This is a genomic window from Pseudoduganella sp. jia 12, assembly GCF_055502675.1.
This window is the reverse complement of record NZ_JBUXKP010000004.1, coordinates 338837-363478: the sequence shown is the minus strand read 5'-3', so window position 1 is coordinate 363478 and position 24642 is coordinate 338837. Positions and strand designations below refer to the sequence as shown.

Annotated in this window: 15 protein-coding genes; 5 read left to right on the top strand and 10 right to left on the bottom strand. The window is 68.4% G+C overall.

Annotated elements, in window-relative coordinates; genetic code table 11:
- Positions 1-21: 21 nt before the first annotated feature.
- On the bottom strand, positions 22-2775 hold the full coding sequence (locus ACY65G_RS10855; protein WP_464997363.1) for a putative bifunctional diguanylate cyclase/phosphodiesterase: 2754 nt from the start codon (positions 2773-2775) through the stop codon (positions 22-24).
- A gap of 2 nt (positions 2776-2777) precedes the next feature.
- On the bottom strand, positions 2778-3683 hold the full coding sequence (locus ACY65G_RS10850; RefSeq protein WP_464997362.1) for a phosphate/phosphite/phosphonate ABC transporter substrate-binding protein: 906 nt from the start codon (positions 3681-3683) through the stop codon (positions 2778-2780).
- Between the two features lie 290 nt (positions 3684-3973).
- On the opposite strand from ACY65G_RS10850, the gene ACY65G_RS10845 reads away from it, so the two are divergent.
- On the top strand, positions 3974-4309 hold the full coding sequence (locus ACY65G_RS10845; RefSeq protein WP_464997361.1) for a hypothetical protein: 336 nt from the start codon (positions 3974-3976) through the stop codon (positions 4307-4309).
- A 214-nt stretch (positions 4310-4523) separates the two neighbouring features.
- Here the strand turns inward: ACY65G_RS10845 and ACY65G_RS10840 are convergent, their stop codons facing one another.
- On the bottom strand, positions 4524-5339 hold the full coding sequence (locus tag ACY65G_RS10840) for a hypothetical protein (protein ID WP_464997360.1): 816 nt from the start codon (positions 5337-5339) through the stop codon (positions 4524-4526).
- 389 nt (positions 5340-5728) lie between these two features.
- Here ACY65G_RS10840 and ACY65G_RS10835 point away from each other — a divergent pair, with 389 nt between their 5' ends.
- Positions 5729-7219 (top strand): peroxidase family protein, encoded by a 1491-nt coding sequence (locus ACY65G_RS10835; RefSeq protein WP_464997359.1) that lies wholly within the window; start codon positions 5729-5731, stop codon positions 7217-7219.
- Between the two features lie 46 nt (positions 7220-7265).
- On the opposite strand, the gene ACY65G_RS10830 is transcribed toward ACY65G_RS10835, so the two are convergent.
- The 3 genes from ACY65G_RS10830 to ACY65G_RS10820 form a co-directional block, all read right to left on the bottom strand.
- Entirely contained in the window at positions 7266-10277 is a 3012-nt protein-coding gene (locus tag ACY65G_RS10830) for a glycoside hydrolase family 2 protein (RefSeq protein ID WP_464997358.1), read from the bottom strand.
- A gap of 142 nt (positions 10278-10419) precedes the next feature.
- Positions 10420-11361 (bottom strand): polysaccharide deacetylase family protein, encoded by a 942-nt coding sequence (locus tag ACY65G_RS10825; RefSeq protein ID WP_464997357.1) that lies wholly within the window; start codon positions 11359-11361, stop codon positions 10420-10422.
- A 42-nt stretch (positions 11362-11403) separates the two neighbouring features.
- A complete protein-coding gene (locus tag ACY65G_RS10820) occupies positions 11404-12882 on the bottom strand; it encodes a sialate O-acetylesterase (protein WP_464997356.1) in 1479 nt (492 codons plus the stop codon).
- A gap of 233 nt (positions 12883-13115) precedes the next feature.
- Between ACY65G_RS10820 and ACY65G_RS10815 the strand changes: the two genes are divergently transcribed.
- On the top strand, positions 13116-13820 hold the full coding sequence (locus ACY65G_RS10815) for a GntR family transcriptional regulator (RefSeq protein ID WP_464997355.1): 705 nt from the start codon (positions 13116-13118) through the stop codon (positions 13818-13820).
- Positions 13821-13923: 103 nt separating this feature from the next.
- Here the strand turns inward: ACY65G_RS10815 and ACY65G_RS10810 are convergent, their stop codons facing one another.
- Positions 13924-17880 (bottom strand): CHASE domain-containing protein, encoded by a 3957-nt coding sequence (locus ACY65G_RS10810; protein ID WP_464997354.1) that lies wholly within the window; start codon positions 17878-17880, stop codon positions 13924-13926.
- A 339-nt stretch (positions 17881-18219) separates the two neighbouring features.
- On the opposite strand from ACY65G_RS10810, the gene ACY65G_RS10805 reads away from it, so the two are divergent.
- Positions 18220-19932: a sensor domain-containing diguanylate cyclase gene (locus tag ACY65G_RS10805; protein ID WP_464997353.1), complete on the top strand. Its 1713-nt coding sequence runs from the start codon at positions 18220-18222 to the stop codon at positions 19930-19932.
- Between the two features lie 75 nt (positions 19933-20007).
- Here the strand turns inward: ACY65G_RS10805 and ACY65G_RS10800 are convergent, their stop codons facing one another.
- A complete protein-coding gene (locus ACY65G_RS10800; protein WP_464997352.1) occupies positions 20008-20976 on the bottom strand; it encodes an IS1595 family transposase in 969 nt (322 codons plus the stop codon).
- 94 nt (positions 20977-21070) lie between these two features.
- Positions 21071-21973 (bottom strand): LysR family transcriptional regulator, encoded by a 903-nt coding sequence (locus ACY65G_RS10795; RefSeq protein WP_464997351.1) that lies wholly within the window; start codon positions 21971-21973, stop codon positions 21071-21073.
- Positions 21974-22081: 108 nt separating this feature from the next.
- On the opposite strand from ACY65G_RS10795, the gene ACY65G_RS10790 reads away from it, so the two are divergent.
- A complete protein-coding gene (locus ACY65G_RS10790; protein ID WP_464997350.1) occupies positions 22082-22957 on the top strand; it encodes an aldo/keto reductase family oxidoreductase in 876 nt (291 codons plus the stop codon).
- On the opposite strand, the gene ACY65G_RS10785 is transcribed toward ACY65G_RS10790, so the two are convergent.
- Positions 22947-24614, bottom strand: a complete 1668-nt coding sequence (locus tag ACY65G_RS10785; protein WP_464997349.1) for an amidohydrolase — start codon at positions 24612-24614, stop codon at positions 22947-22949. The genes ACY65G_RS10790 and ACY65G_RS10785 overlap by 11 nt on opposite strands.
- Between the last annotated feature and the right edge of the window lie 28 nt (positions 24615-24642).

Genomic DNA, 24642 nt, shown 5'->3' with positions numbered 1-24642 from the left:
GACCGCGCTTGTTTCCACCGGTCAAGCCACGGTCTCCTCGACCGCCCGCCCCGCAAAAATGGCAAAACACGCCTCGGCCGGCAGCGGCTCGCCATACAGATAGCCCTGGATCTCGTCGCACCCGTTGGCGCGCAGCGATGCCAGCTGGGCGGTGTCCTCGACGCCTTCGGCGATCACCCGCAAGCCCAGGCTGTGCGCCAGCGCGATGACGGCGCGGGTGATCGCCAGGTCTTCGCTGTCGGCGGGCAGGTCGCGCACGAACGCGCGGTCGATCTTCAGCGCGTCGAGCGGGAAGCGCTTCAGGTACGACAGGCTCGAATAACCGGTACCGAAATCGTCGATCGACAGCCCGATGCCGGCCGCCTTCAGCCGCAGCAGGATGCCTTCCGACACCGCCGGATCGCTCATCAGCATCGATTCCGTGAGTTCGAACTCCAGCGTGTCCGGCGCGATGCCGGCGTCGCGCGCCGCCGCGAGGATCGCATCGACCAGGTCTTCCTGCTGGAACTGGCGGGCCGACAGGTTGATCGCCACCGGTACCGGCGGCATGCCGGCATCGCGCCAGGCCCGCACCTGCGCGCACACGGAGCGGATCACCCAGGCGCCGACCGGCAGGATCAGGCCCGTGTCTTCCAGCACTGGCACGAATTCGGCGGGCTGCACGTGGCCCAGCGGGCCATGCCAGCGCAGCAGCGCCTCGAAGCCCGTCAGCCGGCCGGACGCCACGTCCTGCTTGGGCTGGTACGCGAGGGTGAATTCGCCCCGGTCCAGCGCGCCGCGCAGCGCGGATTCGAGTGCCACGCGGTGCGCCACGCGCTCGTTCATTTCGCTGCGGAAGCGGCAGCCGCGGGCGCGGCCGTGCTGCTTGGCGGCATACATGGCCGTATCGGCATTGCGCACCAGGTCCTCGGCCGCGCGGCCGTCGCGCGGCGCGCATGCAATGCCGATGCTGGCGCCGATGAACACTTCGCGGCCATCGAGCAGGAACGGGCGGTGCAGGCTGTCCACCAGTGCTTCGGCGCAGGCATCGGCGCCGTCGTCCATCATGCCGGGCGGGCAGATCACGGCGAACTCGTCGCCACCCAGGCGGGCCACGAAGGCGCGCGGCGGCACCCCGGCACCCAGCCGTTGCGCCGCCTCGACCAGCAGCGCATCGCCGGCCGCGTGGCCCAGCGTGTCGTTGACGTTCTTGAAGTGATCCAGGTCGATGATCAGCAGCTGTACCGCATTGCCGGCGGCGATCGTGCTTTCCAGCCGGTCGCCGAACGCGGTCCGGTTCGGCAGCGCCGTCAGCGGATCGTGGGTGGCCAGGTAGCGCAGTCGCGTGCTGCTGTCATGGCGCTCCACGGCGTTGGCGAACGTGCCGGCGAGGCTGTCGAGGAAGTGGCGGTCGTGGTCGGTGATCGCCTCGTCATGCGCACCCTGTACGGCCAGCACGCCGTGCGCGTCGCCCCAGCGCAACGCCACCTCGGCGCGGTCCGCGCTGTCGCGAGGTGTCGCCCTGGCAGGGTAAAGGGGCGGCCATACCGCCACGCAGGTGGTGCCCTTGTCGGACTGCTGCAGCAGCGCCGCGCAATCGGCCTGCAGGCCGACGGCCGCCGCGCGCACGAGCAGGCGGCACAGCGTCTCGTAGTCCGATTCCACCAGGGCGCAGCGCGCGAACGCGGCGGCCTGTTCGTGCTTGCGCGCATGGGCCAGCGCCAGCTGCTCGCTGCGGCGGCGGTCGGTGATGTCGATCTCGATGCAGATGTATTTCTCCACGTTGCGCGCGGCATCGAAGATCGGCACCACGGTGCGCCGGTGCCAGTGCGGCCGCCCGGAACGGTCCACCAGCCGCACCTCGCAGGTCAGCGTGGAGGCGCCATGCAGGCCGTGGCGCCGCGGCTCCAGCAGTTCGCCGATCTGGTCGATCGGCATCGTCAGCAATTGCTCGCGCGTGTAGCCGGAAGCGGCCACGTAGCGGTCGTTGGCGGCAACGATACGGCCGGCCGGATCGAGCTCGCACACACTGCACGCCTCGTCGAGCGCGCTCTTGTGCTGGATCAGCGAGTCGATCAACGTATCGATGCGCTCGTCGAAGCGGCTGCGGATGCTGTGCGTGATGCGGTCCACGGCGCGCATCGCCTGCTCGATCTCCAGCGGTGCGTCGCCGGTGCGGGCGGCGGCTTCGGCCACGCCGGCCGACAGGTCCGCCTCGTAGCGCTGCAAGCGCGTCAACTGGCGCAGCCAGCGGCGCAGCAGCCGATGCATCGCGAACAGCGACAGCAGCACGCAGCCGGCCGCCAGCCATGCCGCATCGCGCATCAGGCGCCACAGCCGCTGGGCGATCTCGGCATCGTCGAAGGTGAGCCGCATCACGCCATAATCGCGGCCGCCCACGGTGATCGGGCGGTTCACGTCGTACAACCGGTCCGCCACCATGTCGACGATGAAGCGGGGCGGGGCACCGCCGTCGCGTGGCGGCGCGGCCATGCGCAGCGCATGGCCGCCCACGTCGATGAAGGCGGCGGAACGAAACGGCGAGTAGTGCAGCGTCTTGGCCAGCGTGCGCTGCACCGTGTCATAGTCGCCGACGACGACGCTGTCCTCGACGGCCTGCAACGCCACTTCGGCCAGCATGCCGGCCGTGTCCTGCACATCCTCGATCTCGCGCACGAATTGCAGGTGGTAGTAGGCGCTCAGGCCCAGCACGAGAAAGCACAGCAGCGTTGTGCTGTACAGTGCGAGCATGCGGCCCCACAGCGTGCGCGGGGTCAGGCGGCGCAGCGCGGCCATCGTCAGCGCAGGCTGGCCGGAATGCGGCCGTAGAACTGGTGGTAGGCGCCATAGTCGGCTTCGCTCGCCGGCACGAACGCGAACGGCGCCGTCTTCACCAGCGCGGCCGCTTCGGCCAGTACGGCATGCCCGCGGGGATCGGCGACCATGCCGGTGAAGGCGCGCGCCACCGCCTCGGCGGTGGCGGCCGGCACGCGCGGCGACACCATCAGCGCCAGGTCATTGAACGGCTCCGATTGCCACAGCACGCGCAGCAACTGTCCCGTGCGGGCGGTGAACGACGCGGCAAGCTGCGAATTGGCGCCGACCGCGCGCGCCTTGCCGCTGAGCAGCTGGGCAAACGCGCCGTCCATATTACCGGCGAACACCACATTGACAGGCACGTCGCGCCGCAGCAGTTCGGCGTAGCTCACCTTGTAGGCGACGAACGCCTCGGGACCGGGAAACGCGACATCGGCACCGGCCAGCCCGGCCAGCTCGCGCACGGGCGACCCGGCCAGCGTGACGATCTGGGAACGGACCGTTGCGCCCGTGCGGCGTGCCAGCACGCGCCAGCCCATCCGCGCCCGTTCGGGCGCGAACAGGTGGTTGGTGAAGGCAAAGTCGACCTCCTGGGCAAGCACGAAACTGGTGGTATCGGCGGACGTGCGGCCGAGCTTCAGGCGCAATGTCACGCCACTGGCCTTCGACACGTAATCCATGATGGGATTCCAGTAGCTGGCCGTCACCGGCACGTTGTACTGGTTGACCGGCGAGAACTGGTAGATGGGATAACCGTGCGAATCAGCGCGGAGAGAGGAGCGCGACACCGAAGGGGAATCCGAAGCCGCGGCATCGGATGCGGGCGCAGCGCAGGCGGCATGCGCAACACAGCAGGCCAGCAGGCCGGCGGTTCGGGTCGGGTACATCGGGGCTCCATCGATGGCGTCGGCGATTGCCGAAAAGGCTGCCCGGCGGGCGGCGGACGGCATTTTAGCGCAAACCGATAGCGATTGAACAATAACCGGAAATTAAAAATGTAAAGAGAGGCAATGTTTCAGATCGACAGGTTTCGTGGCCGGTACCGGTACTTAGCTTTTAATAACGTTTAAACCTTTTATATCGTTACTTGAAAACCCCTGATTTTTCGTCATCAGCCTGTTGATTTGCGTTGCTTCGCCTGCATATCGAGCAGGTAGCGATTGACAAGGAGAACGTGATGGAACCCCTACTCAACAATGGTGGAGCCGATCAGGATGTCGGTGCTTACAACCCGGGCCGCCTGCTCGACGCGCTGGCCGAGCGGCTCAGCGCCAAGAACGATGCGGCGCTGTCGCGCGCGCTGGAAGTGGCGCCGCCGGTGCTCAGCAAGATTCGCCACGGCCGCTTGCCGGTCGGCGCCACGATCCTGCTGCGCATGCATGAAGCAAGCGGCATTCCGATCCGGGAACTGCGCGACCTGATGGGCGACCGGCGCGGCCGCATGCGCATGAGCCCCCAGGAATTCCGGCCCAAATCGGCACAGCAGCCGGGCGAACAGCATCTGGGCAGCTGATCCGCGGCGACACCGGAAAGCGGCGGGCCGCCGAATTTGCGGCATGCAGTGCCTGTGATGCGTGCAGTGTCCGGCCGCCGGCCGGAAGGGGAAAGCTGTCGTCCTCGGCAGTGCGCCTTGGGCGCGTTGCCGGGTGGTCCTGTGCGTGTTCTCGATTGCTCGATGAAAACCGGCGAGCTGCGGCAAGACCGTTATCTCCCGACGCTGGCGCTGCTCACTGGCGCTGCTTGTTCGTGGCCTGGATCTGCTCGTAGATGACCTTCCAGGCCAGGTAGATGACTTCCCGGTTGTGCTGTTTGACGAGCTCGAACCAGTCGATCACCAGCAATCCGCTGTCCGGCGGGATATAGGTGTGGTCATCCACATAGGCCAGGCCATCGATGCTGAGTACCCACTTGCTGGCTGGCGTGCCGATGAATGCGTTGAGCACCCGCTTCAGCGCGGGAAAACCGCAGTAGCAGCCCTTGTCGAGTACCCGCGCAATGTAGTGCGGGCTGATTTCCATCGACACGGGCAACTGGTAGTTCAGGCGGCTGGCCAGTTTGTGGTTGCCGCAGGTGGGTTTTCCGACCGGCAGGCCGGCTGCCAGCAGGAAGATGGTACAAAAGCCGCAGTGCGGCTCCGTCGTGTGGAAGTGCGTGGTGGCGATGGGAGAAAGGTCGTCCTTCCAGAGGACCAGTCCCAGGTACAGTGTCCACTCGCCCTGTTCCAGTATCCAGTCGATGGCGCGCATCTCCGAATGCATCTGGTTTTGGGTCTTGAACTCCTTGACCTGGCCATTGCGTTTCTTCACGGTCGTGCACGCGCTTTGCGCACCATCCATATTGTAGGCGTGAAATGCCGCGTCGCTGTCGTCGCGCAGGAAGTTCAGCGACTGCGCCACCGAGGTGCCGACTCTTGCCGTGCCCTGGTTGGTGTAGGCATTCTGCCTCGTCTGGAACAGGGGTTGGCCGGAAACTCGCACCGCTTCCTGGCGCTGCAGCGCGCGCAGCGGACAGACGGCTTCGGTACACAGGGGAATACGTTCCATGGACGACTCGGTGGCGGGTTCCCAGGCCTTGTTGCAGCCAGGCGAAGTACAGTGAGGCATGATGGCTCTCCTTCCCGGGAGGTGCTGCGGCGGGTAGTGCGACCATCAGGTTAGGCCGGTGCCTAACCGCCGTCAACCATGTTGCGCGCATGCGTCATCCGCGCCATTCGCCGCGGTATCGGCGATCCCCGTGGCTCGTTGTTTTCCAGGCATTCATGACAGTTGGTGACAAACGAATACAACTAAGGGATGAGGCTGGAGGGAACATGCAATCCGGAAGCCGCGAACCACCGGCATCCCCGGCATGGCGGGTCGAGCGCGGTATCCATCGTCCATGCATTCATCCTTCACACCGATTCGCGAAAAGCGATGTCACCCGGGAGACAGCAATGGCACGCCACGGCACCACGAACACCAACGATTTCATTCCACCCCGTTCCCGCTATCACGACAGCGGGAAGTTCGGGCGGATGTTCGGATCCCTTCCGCCGTTCGCGTCCGACAATCCGTCGGTCCGCGAAAAGCTGCTGGAACTGGGCCGTGCCGGCGGCATCATGGACGCGTGCGATCCGAAGGATGCGACCCCGGGCGCGCTCGTGACGGACCTGAACCTCGGCATCCATAACCAGGACAATCCGAAGATGAGCGCGGGCATGACCTTCCTGGGCCAGTTCCTCGACCACGACATGACGTACGACCCCACGTCCAGCCTCGAACGGCAGGCCGATCCCGAGCACATCGCCAACTTCCGCACGCCCACGCTGTCGCTCGACAGCATCTACGGTGCCGGACCGGATGCCAATCCGTTCCTGTACCAGCGCGGCAATCCGGCGAAATTCCTCATCGAGCATGGCGGCCTGAAGGACGACCTGCCGAGGAACAGCGAGGGCTGCGCGTTGATCGGCGATCCGCGCAACGACGAGAACCTGATCGTGTCGCAGCTGCACCTGGCCATGCTGAAATTTCATAACGCCGTCGTCGACCACCTGGCGCCGCTCGGGCTGGGCGGGGCGGAACTGTTCTGCGAAGCGCAGCGGCAGGTGCGCTGGCATTACCAGTGGATCGTGCTGCACGAGTTCCTGCCGCTCACCTGCGGCAAGGAGATCGTCAAGGACGTGGTGGACAACGGCCTGAAGTTCTACAAGTGGAACAACGAACCGTACATTCCCGTGGAATTCTCGGTGGCCGCCTACCGTTTCGGGCACAGCCAGGTGCGGCCCTCGTACCGCGCCAACTTCACCGGCAACGGCGGTGAACCCTTTATCGCCATGATCTTCGGCGGCCGCGGCGGGTCCGCCACGGATCCGGACGACCTGCGCGGCGGCTGCCGCGCCGAACGCCGCTACGTGGGCTGGTCCACCTTCTTCGACTTCGGCGACGAGCAGGTCAAGCCGAACAAGCGGATCGACACGAAACTGTCGTCGGCGCTGTTCGCCCTGCCGCCGTCCGTGGTGGCCAATCCTTCGCCGGCGGGCAATCCCGCTTCGCTGGCGCAGCGCAACCTGCTGCGCCACCTCACGTTCGCGCTGCCCTCCGGCCAGCGCGTCGCACAGGCGATGCACGTCACGCCGCTGTCGGCCGAACAGCTGCCCGAACTGCACGCGCTGAACCTCCAGCATGCCACGCCGCTGTGGTACTACATCCTGAAGGAAGCCGAAATGGACGCATCGGGCGAACACCTCGGGCCCGTGGGCGGGCGCATCGTCGCCGAGGTCATGATCGGCCTGCTGCTGGGCGACAAGCAATCGTACCTGACCCAGGATCCGGAGTGGCGGCCCACGCTGCCGACCCGCAAGGATGCGGACCGGGGCAACCGCTTCTCGATGGTCGACCTGCTGTCGTTCGCCGACGCGACGGCCCACGATTTCCGGGCGAACTGACGGCACGCCGGCGAGTGACGGGTTCCGGACGGCGGCATGCAGGCCGTCATTCGCTGCGCGGGCGTGGCGCAGGCTCCCCGACAGCCCCCGCCGGGCGATAGAACTCGATCTCCACGATCGACAGCACGCCTTTCGGCGTCTGGTTCGCGCCGGTATCGGTGATCGCCTGGTTCGCCACTTCGGTGAGCCGGATGGCGTTCGACTCGTCGGCCACGCCATTGAGCTCCAGCCGCACGGTGCTGCCGTGGACGGGCTTCAGCGGCAGCGTCACGTACCCCAGGCTCTTCGGCGTCGTGCCGTCGTAGACGGGCGTGCCGTCGACGAAGACGCGCAGCGGGTAGCTGCGCTCGCGCCAGCCGGAAAGCTTCAGCGAGATTTCGCCGAGCGTGGCCGGTTGCGCCAGGCGGTACGTGATAGAGCCCTGGCCCGGCGCGCTGGACCATTTTGTCGTTTCGTCGTCGTCGAACGTCAGCGCGGCATCGCCCGCGTTGCTGGCTGCTTCGGCCGAGGCGACGGGAACGGCGATGCGCGACACGCGGAACGAAGGCGTGGCCGGCGTCGGCCCGCGCTCCAGGTGCAGCGGCAAGCCGTCGGCAGGGAAGCGCGCGGCCAGGCCGCCCTTGACCTCGAACGGCTGCGTGGCCAGCGCGAGCTCGGCCGGCGCCAGCCCGGCGGCGCTGGCGCGCAGGACCACGCGGCCCGGCTTCGTGGTGCTGCGCACGAGCACGCGGTTGACGCCGCCCTCGACCGGCAGCTCGCGGTCCAGCACGTGATTGCCCGGACCCTGCGCGATGCCGCCGCGCCATTCGGCCGCGCCCTGCAGGTCGAACTTCACCATGTCCAGCGCGACCGGATTGCGGCGGCCCTGCGCGTCGACGACTTCGACCTGCACCAGCGCCAGGTCGGCGCCGTCCGCCCGCAGGCCGCCCGGCGCCGTCATCGCCGTCAGCTTCAGCGCGGCGGGCGCACCGGCCGTGGCCAGCGTCGTTTCGCAGACCTTCTTGCCGGCCGCGTCGAAGCCGACCGCCTTCAGCTCGCCCGCCTGCCAGGCCACATCGTCGAACGTGAACAGGAAGCGTTCGCTCTGCCGGCCTTCGCCGAGCTTCGTGCCGTTCAGGTACAGCGCCACCTTGTCGGCGCTGGAGATCACGGTCACGGGCTTCACGGTCCCGGCCGCGTAGTTCCAGTGGCCGACGATGTGGGCACGCGGTTTCTCGACATCGACCCAGCCGTCCCACATGACCTGGTGCGCGTAGAAACCGTCCTTCGGGATGCGCATCGCGTCCACTTCGCCGCTGCGGCGGAAGTTCTCGGCGCCGCGGTGGTGCGTGTTCGAATCGGAGAACACGATGTTCACGCCGCCGGACGATACGCGGGTCCCCGTGCCGGGCCGCTCGCGCCAGTAGTCGTACCAGCGCTTCACGTTCTCGATGGCATGCGTATCCATGTTGCGGTTGTAGGTGGGAGCGGGCTGCTCCTTGTGGAGCGGGCCGTCGCCGTCCTTGTGGAACGGCGGCGTGAACTCGTCCCAGAACTTGCGGGCGCCTTCGTCGCGCGAATATTCCATCGCCCACATGGGGATGCGCGCGCTCTTGTTGATGTACAGCATTTCGCCGCCATACTCGGCGATGCCCTGCAGCGCGGTGGACAGCATTTCGCGGCTGCCCGATGCCCGGCCGCCATGCGGATCGTACCGGTCGCGCAGCGCCTTCATTTCGCGCATGTGCTGCGCGCTCACGCCGCGGTTGCCGCTTTCGTAGAAGATGATGCTGGGGCTGTTGCGGTTGTAGACGATCGCATCCCGCATGACCTCGATGCGCTGTTCCCAGCGCCTGCCCGTCACGTCCTTTTCGGAATCGCCCGGCGGCATCGCGTGCATCAGGCCGAGCCGGTCGAGCGACGCCGTGTCCTGCCGCCATGGGGTGATATGCATCCACCGGATCAGGTTCGCATTGCTGGCCAGCGCCTGCCCGTTGCTGTAATCGCTGAGCCACGCCGGTACCGACATGCCGACGGCCGGCCATTCGTTCGACGTGCGCTGCGCATAGCCCTTCATCTGGATCACGCGGTCGTTCAGCTTCACCACGCCGTCCTTGAATTCCGTCTTGCGAAAGCCCGTGCGTGTCACGACGGTATCCACCGGCCTGCCATCGACCTTCAGTGTCGTCTCGACGTCGTACAGGTAGCCATAACCCCAGCTCCAGAAATGCAGTCCCGCCACCGGCGCCTGCGCCTTCACGGTGGCGGTGGCGCCTGGTGCCACGGTCTGCGGCGGCGCGGCGAAGCGGGCGACTTCCTTGCCATCGCGGTCGCGCAGCCGCACCTCGTAGGTGAACGTGCGCGGCTGGCCGTATTCGTTCCTCACTTCCGACTCGGCCGACACGGTGGCGCGGCGGCCGGGGATGTCGAAGTCACCCGCATGCACATAGACACCGGTCGTGCCCAGCGACGAATACAGGGGCAGCGTCTGGTACAGCCGGTCCGTGACGTGCAGCTTCACGTTCTTCGGCAGCCCCCCATAGTTGGCGTTGAAGTTGCGGTCGGCCCACTGGTAGCGCTGGCCCGTCGCCGCCTCCCTGTAATCCCAGCTGTTGTCGGTGCGGACCGCCACCACGTTCCGGCCCGGCACGAGCGCATCGGTGATGTCGAAGCCGAATGCCGTGATGCCGTTCTCGTGCAGGCCCATGCGCCGGCCGTTGACGTACACCTCGGCCGCCTGCCGCGCGCCTTCGAATTCCAGGAACACCTTGCGGCCCTTTGCCGCGGCCGGCAGCGTGAAGTGCTTGCGGTACCAGGCGATACCGGTCGAGTGGTCGACGATGTCCTTGCTGAACGCGTCGTCCTCGTTCCACGCGCGCGGCAATGTCACCGGTTTCCACCCGGCGTCGTCGAACCCCGGACGGGACGCATCGGCCGTGTCGGTCACGGCCAGCCGCCAGCCGGGATTGAAGTTGTAAACCGTGCGGGCGGCATGCGCGGGCAGCATGTGGCCGGCAATGACGGCACTTACCAGCAGGGTGGCGCGAAAACGCCGGGCGGTCGAATGGGCGGGCTTCATCGGGTCTCCTCAAATACTAATATATCAATGGCGCGGCAGCTGTCTGTTGTTGTCTGTTCGTGGTCATGGAAAGGATGTTGAACGCCACCGCCCAGCGACGCGGCGGCGGCTTGCTTGCCCCTCAGTGCCTCTCCGCACGCCGTTACCGGCAGACGGCCTGCAGGTCGAGCTCCGGCAGCGGGACCCCGGCGGGAATGTCCGCGTCGCGCAGCGCGATGCCCTTTGCCTTCGCGGCGCGGGCGATCGCACTGCCGCCGCCCGCCGTCGCATAGGCCGGATCGGCGCTGGCCTCGGCGAGTGTCACGTAGCGGGCGCCGGCGGCGTCGAGACGGCGCAGCACGTCCGGCAGCGTCACGCCGCTCCAGCCGCCGATGTGTGTCAGCAGCACCATCGGGATCACCCGGCCGAACACGCGCCGCGACTGCTCCTTCGTGCGCACGATTTCATGATCGATGCGCGCCATGTAGTGGGCCCTCATGCGCGCGATCGCCGCATCGTCGGCCTTCGCCACGCAGCGCACATAGGCATCCGTGTAATCCCAGTCGTTGAACGACAGCGCCACGTCGGCAATGCGGTAACCGCGCCCCTGCAGCCATGCCAGCGCCGCGTCGCGCGTGGCGTCGTCGCTGCCCGCCGCCAGGTTCGGATAGCGGAACCAGTGCCAGTCGGCTCCCGCCATCCGCGCCGCGACGGCCGGTTCGCCGGCAACCACGTCGGCCTGCCACGCGGCCAGCGAAGGCGCGCGGTTCAGGTTCATGTGGGTGTAGGCGTGGTTGCCGAGGGGGTGGCGGGCCTTGCGCCACAGGTCGAGCACGGCGGCGCTGCCCGGTTCCCCTTCCAGCTTGCCGGCGTTGACGAAGCCGAACGCCTCGGGCACGCCATGCGCCGTGAAGGCCGCGATGTGCGCTGCGGCGATGCCGGTGCGCGTCATGCCCGCCGGCAGGCTGCCGTGGCCGGGCAGGTCGTCGACGGTGACGGCCACCATGAACCGTTCATTGGCGCCGGAAGCTTCGGCCGCGAGGGCCGGGGCGAGCGTGATGGCGCACAGCAGTGCGGCAAAGGATGGCATCGGAGAGCGGATCATCGGTTTCAAGGCCAGGGGTTCCAGGGGCAGCGAGCCTGCATGTCAGCGGCGTGGCGCCGGCACCGGCGCTTCGTCGGTAGTGAACGGCACGGCGGGCAGGCCGGCACCGTTGACCAGGTTCGGCCGTGCCGCCTCGTCCCACGCGAAGCGCACCTTCGCCGGCTGCGGCACCCGGTCGCTGGCGACCGCCACGCGGCCGGCTTCGATCGTGGCCCTGGCGGGATGCCAGCGGCCGTCGGTGCCGGCCACCTGGAACCACGACAATGGCTTGCGGTCGCTGGCGAACAGCCCGGCGGCATGGTCGAACGACAGCAGCGCGCGGCCGTTTTCCACCCGCATGTCCCGGAACGTGGGGCCGTGCACCACGATGTCCGCGCGCCCATAGGTGCCGGCCAGCGCCAGGTTCGCCAGGCGCAGGCCGACCGTGCGCTTGTCGCGCGGGTGGATGTCCTCCAGGTCGTCGACCAGGTCCGTCGTCACGACCATGCCGGTGCCGGGTATTGCCAGCGCCGCCGTCTGCGCCGCGCGCAGCTCCGCCGCCGCCGCGGGATCGGCCACTTTCGCCTGCCGCACCACGTGGTAAAGGTGCGGGGCGATCTGCACATAGTAGAAGTGCAGCAGGCGCGGCGAAGCCGGCTGCCTGCCTGCGAACGCGCTGCGCCAGCCGTCGACCAGCGCGGCCATCTTGGCCGTGTAGGCGGCGCCGTCGCCATCCTCGATGAGGTTCGATTCGCCCTGGTACCACAGGAAGCCCTTCAGGCCGAGCGGCGCCAGGCCGGCGACCATGCCGTTGTACAGTACGGCATCGTCGGCCGCGGGCGCCCGTCCGGGTGTGGCGGCCAGGACGGGCGCCGGCGTCCACAGCTCGATCCGGGTACCGCCGAAGCTGGCATCGACCAGGCCGACCGGCACGCCGACCTCGCGGTGCACGCGGCGGCCGAAGAAATAGGCGGCGGCGGAAAACGCGGTGCGCTCGACCGACGCCGGGCTGCAGCGCACCCATTCGCCGGCCACGTCGTCCGCCGGCTGCGCGGCGCGCCTGCGGGCCACCTTGAACAGCCGCACGTCGGGGGCGTCGGCCGCGTCGATCTCGGCGCGGTAGTCGAACGTGGGTTGCTCGCCCTTGCGTTCGCCCAGCGGTTTCTGCATGTTCGACTGGCCCGAGGCGAGCCACACGTCGCCGACCAGCACATCGCGCACGACGATGTCGTCGGCCGCGCCGCGCACCACCAGTTCGGCCGTGCCTCCCGGCGGCACCTGGGCCAGGTCGAGGTCGACCCGCCATCGGCCATCGGCACCGGCGCGCGTGGCGGCCGTGGCCGCACCGAAGCGCACGGTCACGCTCTCGCCGGCATCGGCCCAGCCCCACACGGGCGTGGCGGCCGACCGCTGCAGGACCATGTGGTCCGAGAGGATGGCCGGCAGCCGCACCGCCGCATGAACGGATGGGGCGCAGGTGGCGGTGAGCAGCAGGGTCGCCGCCAGGGAAAGCGTGGCGCGGCGCGGGGTCGATGGGGGCATGCAAAACTCGCAGGACGTGATCCGGGCGATTATCCGGGGCTGCGCGGCACTGTCCAGCGATCGCCGGCCGCCACGGGCAATCGCTCACGAAGTTGATTCCGGGCCATGCCGATGCAACCATTGCGCGGGCAGCCGGTAGAATCACGCTTATACCATCATGGCTAAACCATCACGCCTGTACCATTGCGGCCATACCGTCACGGGCGTTACCGCGGCAACCCTTCAAGAACGACATGAGCGAACACACTTTACCTGGCACTTTCCGGCTCGACCGGTCCCGCAGCGCGGCACTGCAGGTGTACGAACACCTGCGCGAGCTGATCGTCACGCTGGCGCTGCCGCCCGGCGCCGTGCTGTCGCGCACCGACCTGGCCGGGTATTTCGACGTGTCGGTCACGCCGGTGCGCGATGCGCTGGCACGGCTGGATGACGAGAAGCTGGTCGAAGTCTTTCCCCAGCATGCCACGCGGGTGCGCGCGGTCGACCTGTCGTCGGCGCGCGAGGCGCATTTCCTGCGACTGTCGGTGGAGCTCGAACTCGTGCATGCGCTGGCGCAGCGGGCCGACCCGGAACTGGCATCGCGGCTGCTCGACCTCGTGGGCCGGCAGGAAGCCTGCCTGGGCAAAGGCGACCTGGCGAGCTTCACGGCGGTGGACATGGAATTCCATCGCACCATGTACGACGCGGCATCGCTCGAGGGCCTGTGGCACCGTCTGCGCGACGGCAGCGGCAACCTGGACCGGCTGCGCCGCCTGCACCTGCCGCTGAACGGCAAGGCCCAGTCGATCCTCGAACAGCATGCGCAGATCGCCCGGGCGATCGGCGACGGCGACGCCGCACGGGCCCAGTCCTGGGTGCGGCAGCATTTGTCGGGCACCCTGTCGGAGCTCGATGCGCTGCGCGCGCGGTATCCGGATTTCGTGTTGCCGGTGCACTGACAGCGGCTGCTTCCGGGGGCAACCAGTGTCCGACACGTTTTCCGAAAAGCGCCGGAAAACCTGTCCGACACCAGGGCTCATGGGCCAACGTCGGCACCAGTGCTCATGCTTTGGCGGCGAGGGCGGGGCGCCAGTACCGACGCAGTTTTTCGACCAGCTCTTCCTCGTCGATCGGCTTGGCGATGAAATCGTCCATGCCCGCAGCGGTGCACGCGTCGCGCTCTTCCTGCGTGACGCCGGCCGTCATGGCGATCACGGGAAGCGCCAGGCGCAGCGCCTGCCGGATTTCGCGTGTGGCCGCCAGGCCATCCATCACGGGCATCTGCACGTCCATCAATACCGCGTCGCAGCCGGCGGGATCGTGCCGAAGCCGGTCTACCGCCGCGGCGCCATCGCCGGCCAGGTTGACGATGGCGCCGGCATAGTCGAGCAGCGCCATGGCCACGGTCTGGTTGATCGGGTTGTCCTCCGCGAGCAGCACGCGCATGCCGGCCAGGGGCTGCCTGTCCGCATCGGCGTCGGCACCGGTACCGACATCGGCACTGGTACCGCCGCTGGCATCCGGGGGCAGCGCGGGTGCCGGCGCCACCGGGGCATGGCGCGCCTCCAGCAAAGCGGCATGCAGCGCCGCGCGCGTGGCCGGCGCATGCACCGTGGCGGCGGGGAAGGGTACCGGCGTATCCGCGACCGGGGTATCGAAACCGGCCAGGATGCGGATCACCGCGAAGCCGGCGGGCAGCTGGGCGCGCCGGGCCGCCAGCGTGGCGAGCACCGGCGCGGCATCGATGCCGGGTCCGACCATCGCCAGCTCGTACGGCAGCGGGCCCGGCACGGCGAGCAGCAGCCCCACGCGGGCCGGGTCGTGCGCGATGTGCAGGTGCCAGCCCCAGCGCGCCGTGGCGTTGGCCAGCGCCGATACCACCCGCGTCGCCGGTTCGCACAGCAGCACGGGCAGTTGCAGGTGCCGTGGCGGCAGGATGTAGCGATCCGGCGCAGCCGCCGCATGCAGCGGCACCGTCAGCGTGAACGTGCTGCCGCTGCCCGGCGTGCTGGCGACGCCGAGCGTGCCGCCCATCAGTTCGGCCAGGCTGCGGGCGATCGTCAATCCGAGCCCGGTGCCGCCGAAGCGCCGCGTGGTCGACACGTCGGCCTGGGCGAAGGCGGAGAACAGGCGTTTCTGCTGCTCCGGATCGATGCCGATGCCCGTATCCGCGACATCGACCCGCAGCGCCGGGGCGCCGGCCAGCGTGGCACGGGCGAAACGGCAGTCCACCGTGCCCCGTTCGGTGAACTTCAGCGCATTGCCGATCAGGTTCGTGAGGATCTGTTCCAGGCGCAGCGCGTCCGCCACGATCGTGGCCGGCAGGGCAGGCGCCACGTCGACGAGCACGCTCAGCCGTCCGCCACCGTTCACGGCCATCAGCCGCGCGCAGGCCAGCGCCACGTCGTCCAGCGCCACCGGCTCCGGGTGCAATTCCACCTTGCCGGCCTCGATCTTGGAAAAGTCGAGGATATCGTTGAGCACCGCCAGCAGCGTCTCGCCGGACGTGCGGATCATCCGCACCAGGTCGCGCTGTTCCTTCGCCAGCGCGCTCCGCTCCAGCAGCGCGGCGATGCCCAGCACGCCATTCATCGGCGTGCGCAGTTCATGGCTCATATTGGCCACGAACGCGCTCTTCGCCCGGCTCGCGCTCTGTGCGATGGCCACTGCCTGGCGCAACTGTTCCTCGGCCTGGCGTGCCGCCGTCACGTCGTATACGATGCAGGCGAACCCGGTGGGCACGCCTTCGTGCCGCACCGCCGTCAACTGCAGTTCGCCCGTGAAACGCGTGCCGTCCTTGCGCACCAGTTCCGTGACGGCCGTCGCGCTGTCGCGCGCCATCGCCTCGGCCAGCAGGGCCTGGCCGCGCCCCGGATCGGCCCACAGGTCGAGGGCGCGGCCGATCGCCTCGCCGTCCGCGTGGCCGAACATCCTGGCGGCACCGTCGTTCCACGCCTCCACGCGGCCGGCCGCGTCGAGAAAGATGATGGCGTGGCTGCGCACACTGGCGGTGAACAGGCGGAACCGCTCCTCGCCCTCGCGCACCACGCGCTGCTGCATCTGCAGCTCCCGGGTAATCTGGCGCGCCATCCGCAGTGCCCGCTCCCGCGTGGTGGCCAGTCCGCGCACGATGCCGAACAGCAGGAAGCTGATCAGCGATCCCAGGCCCAGCGTGAGCAGCGGACCCTGCCGGTCGATGCCGGTCTCGAAGCTGGCGCTGGCGGTGAATTCCAGCTGCCAGCGGTGCCCGGCCTGGTCGATCTCCAGCAGGCGCTCCGCCTCGAGCGGCCGCACGTAGCGTGGTCCGCGCGTCTCGCCGCCGGCGCCGCGGTAGAGTTCCCGCCCTGCCGATGCGGGATGCAGGTCGACGATCCGCAGGGAAAACGCGTCGTGCCTTCCGAGCAGGCTGCCCACCATCTCGTGCACGCGGAACGGGCTGTAGATGAAGCCGCGCAGTGCCGCGTCGCGGCCGGCGACCGTGTCGAGCGGCATGTCGCGTCGGTACAGCGGCATGAACATCAGCAGGCCCTGCTGCGCGTCCCGTCCCATGTCGTGCACCAGCCCGATGCTGCCGGTGCTGCCGATGCCGCCGCTGGCCACGGCCGCCGCCAGCCCCTGCCGCCGGTTGGCCTCGAACGTCATGTTGTAGCCCACCGGCCGCGTGTTCGGCTCGTTCGGGGGCGCCAGGTAGGTGACGGCCGCCGCCGGCCACCGCATGGGCTCGGGCCACAGGCGGTAGGCCGGCCGCTGCGCGCGCTGGCGCTGCACGAATGCTTCCGCTTCTTCCGGCGTGCGCAGCCATGTCGCGTAGCCGAGGCCCAGCGTGCCGGGGAATGCGCGCTGCAGGTCGAAGTCGGCCACGTAGGCATTCCACTCGGCTTCGGTGACCTCTTCCGACGCCTCGAAGAACGCCTTGCCGGCCATCAGGATGCGCCGGTAGTTGCCCATCCGGTAATCCATCTGCTGCCAGGTCAGGTCGATGATCGCGTCGAACTGTTCGCGGATGCGGCGCTCCGTGTGGGCATCGACCGCGTGCCAGGCGGCGGCCGTGATGGCCAGGCACAGCGCCAGCGTGGCCATCGGCCACCGGCCCGGCCGCGGCACGGTGGCGGGGCGGTGGTGGCCGACGGCCGTGTTCGCGACAAGCATCACGGCGATGCCGAGCAATGCCAGGTAGATGTCGAGCCCCAGCAGGGAATGGAACTGGTCGCGGGTGGCAAACGGGCCGCCGCCCGCCAGCGTGGCGGCGATGGCGCCCGTCGCCACGATGGCGGCGGCGGCGGTGCCGCCCGGCGCGCCGAACAGGCAGGCCGCGGCGATGGCGGGGGCGAGCAGCAGGAACGGTGTCCATGTCTGCAGCGCCTCGGGCCCGAGCCGGTACATGCACAGCGTGGCCAGGGTGGTCAGCGCCAGCAGCAGGGCGACCATGCAGGCCGTGCGCGGCTCGCGCATCCGGCGCAGCGCCTTGCCGCAGGTCCAGGCGGCCAGCAGCGGCGTGACGAGCAGCATCGCCATGACATTGCCCAGCCACCACAGCGCGACCACGCTGCCCACGCTGCTCCACGGCAGCTGCCCGGCAAGCGCCAGCGCGCAGCCGCCCGGCGCGGCGCCGATCATCGCGCCCGCCATCACCACCACCAGGTAACTGTAGACGACGAGGGGACTGTCGCGCCGCAGCGCGCGGGCACTGCGGCGCACGAGCCAGGCGCTGGCTCCGGCCGCCAGAGTATTGCCGGCGCCGATGGCCAGTGCCGCGACGACCGTCGTGACGCCCAGTCCGGGCCAGCGCGCCAGCAGGTAAAGGTTGACGGCAAAGGCACCCACCGCGACGCCGACGAGCATGGGGCGGCCGTGGCGCAAGACCGCCGCAAGCGCGATGCCGGTGGGAAGCCATACGGGGCTGTTGTTACCGGTCGGTACCGAAACGGCAATGCACAGCGCGGCGGCCAGCACATAGACGACCGTAAACAGCACGACCTTGCCGGCCGTGGCGGTGAGCGGCCCGGAACGCGTCTCCATGCGGTATTGTTCTCCTCCCGGTGATGCCGCGATGATGCCTTAGTTGGTATAAAGATGCATTCTATGGCTGTGCGGCAAACACGACCGTGGCGAGGACCGACAGCGATGATCGGCAGAGGAGCGGAAGTGAAGCGGGCGGTGACACCGCGATGCGCTGCTTTCGTTCTCATGATTGTTGTTGGCAGGCAACATCCGCCATGAATCCGCCGGCCTGCGTTGATGCCACCGTTATAATCGTGCACTGGCGGTCCTGCCCCATGCTCATGTGCGGGACCGCATTCCTGGCCCAACTTCCCGCCGGATCAACGATCGACGCGTCTTCGTGCGCCAGGAGTTGTCGTGTTCTCGGCCGCCATACCCTTCACCAGCTTCAAAGCCAAGGTCTCCCTCCTGGTGACCTCGATGGTGCTCATCGCCGCCATCGGCGTATGCGGTATTTCGCTGCTGATCGCCGAATCGCAGATCCAGCGCATGATCGCGCGCCAGGAAATCTCGGCGCTGTCCGGCGCCGCCGCCTACCTGGACAACGATATCCGCGCGAAGCAGGAAGTGTTGCGCAGCATCGCGGAAGAGGCGCAGGCGCGCGATCTCGGCGTGCGCGACGTGCAGGCGCTGCTGGAATCGCATGCAGGCCTGCGGGACGATTTCGCCAACGTGGTGGCGTTCGACGTGCGCGGCGACCGCGTGGCCAACCTGAAGAACCGCCACGACAAGACCATCAACGTCAGCACGCGCTCCTATTTCCGGGAAGTGCTGCGCACGCACGACAGCGTGATCTCGGCGCCGTTCCGCAGCCAGCTGTCGGGCCGCCCGGTGGTGTCGGTGGCGCAGCCGCTGCACGATGCACGGGGCAACATCCATGCGGTGCTCGTGGGCGGGCTGGACCTGCTGCGCCCGGCCTTCGCGGCCCAGGTCGAGGCGCTGCGCACCCGCGAACAGGGCTACCTGTTCATCGTGGCCAATGACGGCACCGTGGTGCACCACCCGCGCAAGGAACTGATCCTCACACGCCCGTCCGGCGACGAGATGCCTGCGCTGGCCGCGCCCCTGGCGGGCCCGGAAGGCTGGCGCGCCGACATCCTCGACGGCAAGGAACCTTCGCTGGTGGCCTGGAAGCGGCTGCGCCACGTGGACTGGACGGTCGCCGTGTCGTACCCGCTGCGCGATGCCTTCGCGCCCATGGCTTCCGTATGGTTCAACGCGCTCGGCGCGGCCGGCCTGTTCACGGCGATGGCCGGCATCTTCGGCTGGGGCCTCGTGAAGGTACTCATGGAACCGCTCGACGAACTGCAGCGCGTGGTCGAGTCGATCGACGCGGGCGCCACCGACATCAGCGCCTTCAATGTCGACCATGCCGACGAATTCGGCCTGCTCAGCCGCGCGCTGTACCGGCTGTCGCGCAGCCGCAAGCAGGCCGCCGACGACCTGCACCGGCTGGCCACGACCGACGTGCTGACCGGCACCCACAACCGCCGCATGTTCGACCAGTTCCTGCCGGCGGCGCTGGCACGCGCGCGCCGCTCCGGAGAGTCGGTGGCCGTGGCCTTCCTCGACATCGACCGCTTCAAGGCCATCAACGATACCCACGGCCACGCCGTGGGCGACGCCGTGCTGGTGGAGTTCGCGGCGCGCCTGCAGGGTGCCGTGCGCTGTACCGACACCGTGGCGCGGCTGGCGGGCGACGAGTTCGTGGTCGTGTATGAACAGGTCCGCGGCGCCGGCGAGGCGCACCAGCTGGGCGACCGGATCCTGGCGGCGATGCAGTCCCCGTTCCGCGTGGGCGACAGCACGCTGCGCGTGACGGCCAGCATCGGCATCGCCATCACGGACGTGCAGACGAACGCGGAAGCGATCATGCAGTCCGCCGACTATGCGCTGTACGGCGTGAAGGCCGCCGGCCGCAACGGCTATGCGGTCAACGTGGTCGGTGCCGGGAAGCTCGCCAGCGTACGCGGTTACGACGAGCACAGCGCGCCGTCGCCGGCAGCGGCTGCGGGGCACGGGCCCCGTCCGCAGTCCGGCACGGCGGACACCGTGGCGACCGTCATGTAATCGGCGTGCGGGGATGAACGGCAGCGCCAAAAAGAAGGCGCTGTCACCGAAACCTGTGGAAGTTCCACCGAGTTATCAGTTAATGCTGCCCTGCAGTGCTGCAATCAAGCAATCCGCTGGCGTTCGCCAGCGCTGCCCGTCAAGGCCGTGGCGCCAGCCCAGGTAGTTCGGCAGGTACCTGCTAGCTACCCCGTTGAAACGCGCCAGCCAGCCATGGAAGCGGCTGTGGTACCCATTTACATGCTGCAGGTGAATCGCACCGCGTGTTCGCACCCCTGCGTTCACGTTGACAGCTTCGTGCAAGATGCCGGCACGGCGCGCGAATGTCCGGTAGGCAGCGGCGCTGTCCGACACCAGCAGCACGTCCGTGGCCAGTACCGGCGGCAGGTGATGCTCCAGCTGGCGCGCCGTGACCGGACCACGGCCGCAAACGAAATCCCTCGTCTTGCCATCACGGTCGCGGGCCACGAGGATGCAATCGAGTTCCCTCGAAATCCCGCGCCGGCTGGCCTTGCCGCCACGCCTGCGCGCCGGCCTGTCCAGGTGCCTGCTGCCTTTTTGCGATTCCAGCAGATAAGTCTCGTCCGCCTCGACGATCCCTTGCAACTGCGACGGGCGATCGTGCTTGGCTCCGGCCATGAAGCGATGGCGCCAGCGAAAGCTGGTGTTGCGATGGATGCCGGTTTTTTCGGCGGCGGCGCGCACCGTCCGCGAATCGAGCACTGTCTCCAGGAACGGCAGCCATTTGTGACGCAGGCGCAGGAAAGCGAGCGGTGTGCCGGTCAAGGCATTGAAGGTTCGGCCGCAAGCCAGGCAGCGATAGCGTTGCAGGCCATAAGAGAAGCCGTGACGATGGATACGTGTCGCCGCGCAATGTGGGCATGTATGGCAGGGTCGCCCGAATCGTTCGATCAGCTCGAGGCAGGTCGTCAGCGACGAGGCCGACCCGAGCAAAGCGCGCAACGCCGCCAGTTGCGCGCTTGAACATTGAGCGACTTGCCCGCGCAGCCGCTCCAGCAAGTTATCGAACAGTCCGTCATGCATCGCCGCCTCCGTCGTCAGTACTGTTGAGACAGCGGTCTTGGCGAATGGTTCAGTTCAGCCCACAGGCTCGGGTGACAGCGCCTTGTTTTTATGGCTACTCCCGGGCATCCCGGATGAAATCGATGAACGCCCGCAGCGGCGCGGGCACGAGGCGCCGGCCGGGGTAATACAGGAAAGGCCCGGAAAAGCTCGGCCACCACGGTTCCAGCACCGGCACCAGTTCGCCGCGCGCGAAATAGGGCTTCAGCCAGTCCTCGAACAGGTAGACGATGCCGGCGCCGGCCACGGCCGATGCGACGGCAAGGTCGGCGCCCGCACCCAGGCGCACGCGCAGCGGCCCCTGCGGGTCGACACGCACCGTTTCGCCGTCGCGGGCGAACTCCCATTGCACGGTGGCGCCGGCGGCGAAATACCCGGCCAGGCAGGCATGCCGGAGCAGTTCGCCGGGGTGGCCGGGGTGGCCATGGCGCTCGAGATAGGCCGGCGACGCGGCGGCGGCGAAGCGCTGCAGGCGCGGGCCGATGGGCACCGCGATCATGTCCTGCTCCAGCCGCTCCTCGTAGCGGATACCGGCATCGAAGCCGGCGGCCAGCATGTCGACGAAGCTGTCCTCGACGGCGACATCGACCACGATGTCCGGATAGGCGGCCAGGAAGCGCGGCACGATGGCCGGCAGCACCAGGCGCGCCGCAGCCTGCGGCACGTTCAGGCGCAGCGTGCCCGTGGGCCGGTCGCGGAACGCGTTGACCACGTCGAGCGCGGACTGCACTTCGTTCAGCGCCGGGGCCAGCCGGTCGAGCAGGCCGCGGCCCGCCTCGGTGGGCACCACGCTGCGGGTGCTGCGGTTCAGGAGGCGCACGCCGAGCCGCGCCTCCAGTCGCCGCACTGCCTCGCTCAGCCCGGACGCACTGACACCTGCCACCCGTGCCGCATCGCGGAACCCGCCCGCTCGTGCCACCGTGACGAAGGCGTTCAAATCGCCGAGATCGACCTTCATTGCCCCCTCCATTGTTCGTTTTTTCGCACAACCCATGCACACTTTACCGGATTGTCGTGCACTGAATGCGCTCGTATCCTTGCTTCATCACTCACCAAGGAGAACGGCATGTCGAACTTCACGCACACCACGCAAACCTGGCAACTGGGCGACCGCGCGGTCAAGCGACTCGGCTACGGCGCCATGCAACTGGCCGGCCCCGGCGTGTTCGGCCCGCCGAAGGATCCCGAAGCGGCACGCGCCGTGCTGCGTGCCGCGGTGGCGGGCGGCGTCGATCATATCGACACGTCGGATTTCTACGGGCCGCATGTCACCAACCAGCTCATTCGCGAGGCCCTGCATCCCTACCAGGACAACCTCACCATCGTGACGAAGATCTGCGCGCGCCGCGACGGCCAGGGCAACTGGCTGCCGGCATTTTCACGGGAAGAGCTGACGGCGGCGGTCCACGACAACCTGCGCAACCTGGGCCTGGCATCGCTGGACGTGGTCAACCTGCGCGCCATGTTCAGCGTCCATGGTCCGGCCGAAGGATCGCTGGAAGAACCGCTGGCCGTGCTGGCCAGCCTGCGCGAGCAGGGCCTGGTGCGCCATATCGGCCTGAGCAACGTGACCGCTGCCCAGGTACGCGAGGCGCGGCGCATGGTGCCGATCGCCTGTGTGCAGAACCACTACAACCTGGTGCACCGCGGCGACGACGCGCTGATCGACGGGCTGGCCGCCGACGGCATCGCCTACGTGCCCTTCTTCCCGCTCGGCGGTTTTTCCCCGCTGCAGTCGGACACGCTGTCGCGGGTGGCCGCGCGCCTCGATGCGACCCCGATGGCGGTGGCGATCGCGTGGCTGTTGCAGCGTTCGCCGAACATCCTCGTGATTCCCGGCACGTCGTCCGTGGTCCATTTGCGGCAGAACCTCGCCGCCGCATCGCTGTCGCTGCCGGCGGACGCGGTGGCGGAACTGGACGGCATCGCCGCTATCGCTTGAACACCTGCCTGCCGCCCACCCACGTTTCCAGCACGCCGATCCGGCCGATCTCGGCCGGCGGTACCGTGAACAGGTCGCGGTCGGTGACGATGAAGTCGGCCCACTTGCCCGGCTCCAGCGAACCGAGCACGTTTTCCTGCCGTGCCGCGTACGCCGCATCCAGCGTGAAGCAGCGCAGCGCCTCCTTCACCGTCATGGCCTGATCCCGGTGCCAGCCTTGCGGGGGCTGGTCCCGCATGTCCTGCCGCGTGACGGCGGCATGCATGCCCTCGAAGGGATTGGGCGACTCGATCGGGAAATCGGACCCGCAGGCGATGCGCGAACCCTGCTTCAGGAACGTGCGCCACGCATAGGCACCGCGGATGCGCTCCTTGCCCACGCGCTGCTCGGCCATATTGTGGTCGGACGTGGCATGCGTGGGCTGCATCGACGGAATGATGCCCAGTTCGGCGAAGCGCGGGATGTCGGCCGGGGCCACCACCTGCGCATGCTCGATCCGGTGGCGCAGGCCGGCAGCCGGATACTGCTTCAGCAGCGTCGCGTAGCCATCCAGGATCTGGCGGTTGCCGGCGTCGCCGATCGCGTGCACGTTGACCTGGTACCCGGCCTTCATCGCCTTCGCCATCCTGGCGCGCATCGCCGCGTCGTCGTAGAACAGCAGGCCGTGCGTGTGCGGCGCGTCGCTGTAGGGCTTGATCAGCGCGGCGCCACGGCTGCCCAGCGCGCCGTCGGCGAACAGCTTCACGGACGACAGCGCGTAGACATCGTTGGCGTAGCTCTTGAGCGGGCCGTTCGCCGCCAGCCGGTCGAAGTCTTCCGCCGTATCGCCGATCATCGCGTACACGCGGGTGGTCAGCTTGCCGGCATCGGCATAGGCGCGGTACAGCTTGTCCGCGCCGATACCGATGCCGGCATCGTGCACGCTCGTCAGTCCCACGCCTTTCAGCATCGCCAGCGCGCCATCGAGGGCGGCGCGCGACTCGGTCTCGGTGGGCCGCGGCACCACCTTGTTGACGAGGTCCATCGCCGCATCGACGAGAATGCCGGTCGCATCGCCGTCCGCATCGCGCTCGATCCTGCCGCCTGCGGGGTCTTTGGTTTCCTTCGTGATGCCGGCCAGCGCCAGCGCGCGGCTGTTGACCCACACGGCGTGGCCATCGACGCGGCGCATCAGCGCGGGGCGGTCCGCCACCGCCATGTCGAGCTCACGCGCGGTCGGGAAGCGGCCCAGCTTCCACGTTTCCTGGTTCCAGCCATTGCCGATCACCCAGCCGCGCTGCGGATTGGCACGGGCGAAGCCGGCGATCGTCTTCACGGCGCCCTCGAGGCTTCGGGAACTGTACAGTTCCGCGCCCGTGGCGATCTCGCCCAGGCCGAACACGTGGCCGTGCGCGTCGATCAGGCCGGGCAGCACCGTCCTGCCCTGCACGTCGACGTGGGTGAAGCCCGGCGCCTTCGCCGCCACGTCGCGCGCCGTGCCGACGGCAACGATGCGGCCGTTCGCATCGAAGGCGAGCGACTGGAAGCGCACCAGCCGGTCGCCGGCAGCCAGCGTATAGCCGTTTGCGTTGTCGATCACGGTGCCGGGGGCGGCGTGGGCTTGGGCGGCCAGGACAACAGCGGTGGAGACAAGTGCGACGAGGGGCAGCAGGCGCATGGGGATCCTTTCGGGTACGAAAGGCATC

Excerpts from the sequence above, each read along its gene's own strand:
- ACY65G_RS10855 (WP_464997363.1), bottom strand. The coding sequence starts at position 2,775 with ATGGCCGCGCTGCGCCGCCTGACCCCGCGCACGCTGTGGGGCCGCATG.
- ACY65G_RS10850 (WP_464997362.1), bottom strand. The coding sequence starts at position 3,683 with ATGTACCCGACCCGAACCGCCGGCCTGCTGGCCTGCTGTGTTGCGCAT.
- ACY65G_RS10845 (WP_464997361.1), top strand. The coding sequence starts at position 3,974 with ATGGAACCCCTACTCAACAATGGTGGAGCCGATCAGGATGTCGGTGCT.
- ACY65G_RS10840 (WP_464997360.1), bottom strand. The coding sequence starts at position 5,339 with ATGGAACGTATTCCCCTGTGTACCGAAGCCGTCTGTCCGCTGCGCGCG.
- ACY65G_RS10835 (WP_464997359.1), top strand. The coding sequence starts at position 5,729 with ATGGCACGCCACGGCACCACGAACACCAACGATTTCATTCCACCCCGT.
- ACY65G_RS10830 (WP_464997358.1), bottom strand. The coding sequence starts at position 10,277 with ATGAAGCCCGCCCATTCGACCGCCCGGCGTTTTCGCGCCACCCTGCTG.
- ACY65G_RS10825 (WP_464997357.1), bottom strand. The coding sequence starts at position 11,361 with ATGATCCGCTCTCCGATGCCATCCTTTGCCGCACTGCTGTGCGCCATC.
- ACY65G_RS10820 (WP_464997356.1), bottom strand. The coding sequence starts at position 12,882 with ATGCCCCCATCGACCCCGCGCCGCGCCACGCTTTCCCTGGCGGCGACC.
- ACY65G_RS10815 (WP_464997355.1), top strand. The coding sequence starts at position 13,116 with ATGAGCGAACACACTTTACCTGGCACTTTCCGGCTCGACCGGTCCCGC.
- ACY65G_RS10810 (WP_464997354.1), bottom strand. The coding sequence starts at position 17,880 with ATGGAGACGCGTTCCGGGCCGCTCACCGCCACGGCCGGCAAGGTCGTG.
- ACY65G_RS10800 (WP_464997352.1), bottom strand. The coding sequence starts at position 20,976 with ATGCATGACGGACTGTTCGATAACTTGCTGGAGCGGCTGCGCGGGCAA.
- ACY65G_RS10795 (WP_464997351.1), bottom strand. The coding sequence starts at position 21,973 with ATGAAGGTCGATCTCGGCGATTTGAACGCCTTCGTCACGGTGGCACGA.
- ACY65G_RS10790 (WP_464997350.1), top strand. The coding sequence starts at position 22,082 with ATGTCGAACTTCACGCACACCACGCAAACCTGGCAACTGGGCGACCGC.
- ACY65G_RS10785 (WP_464997349.1), bottom strand. The coding sequence starts at position 24,614 with ATGCGCCTGCTGCCCCTCGTCGCACTTGTCTCCACCGCTGTTGTCCTG.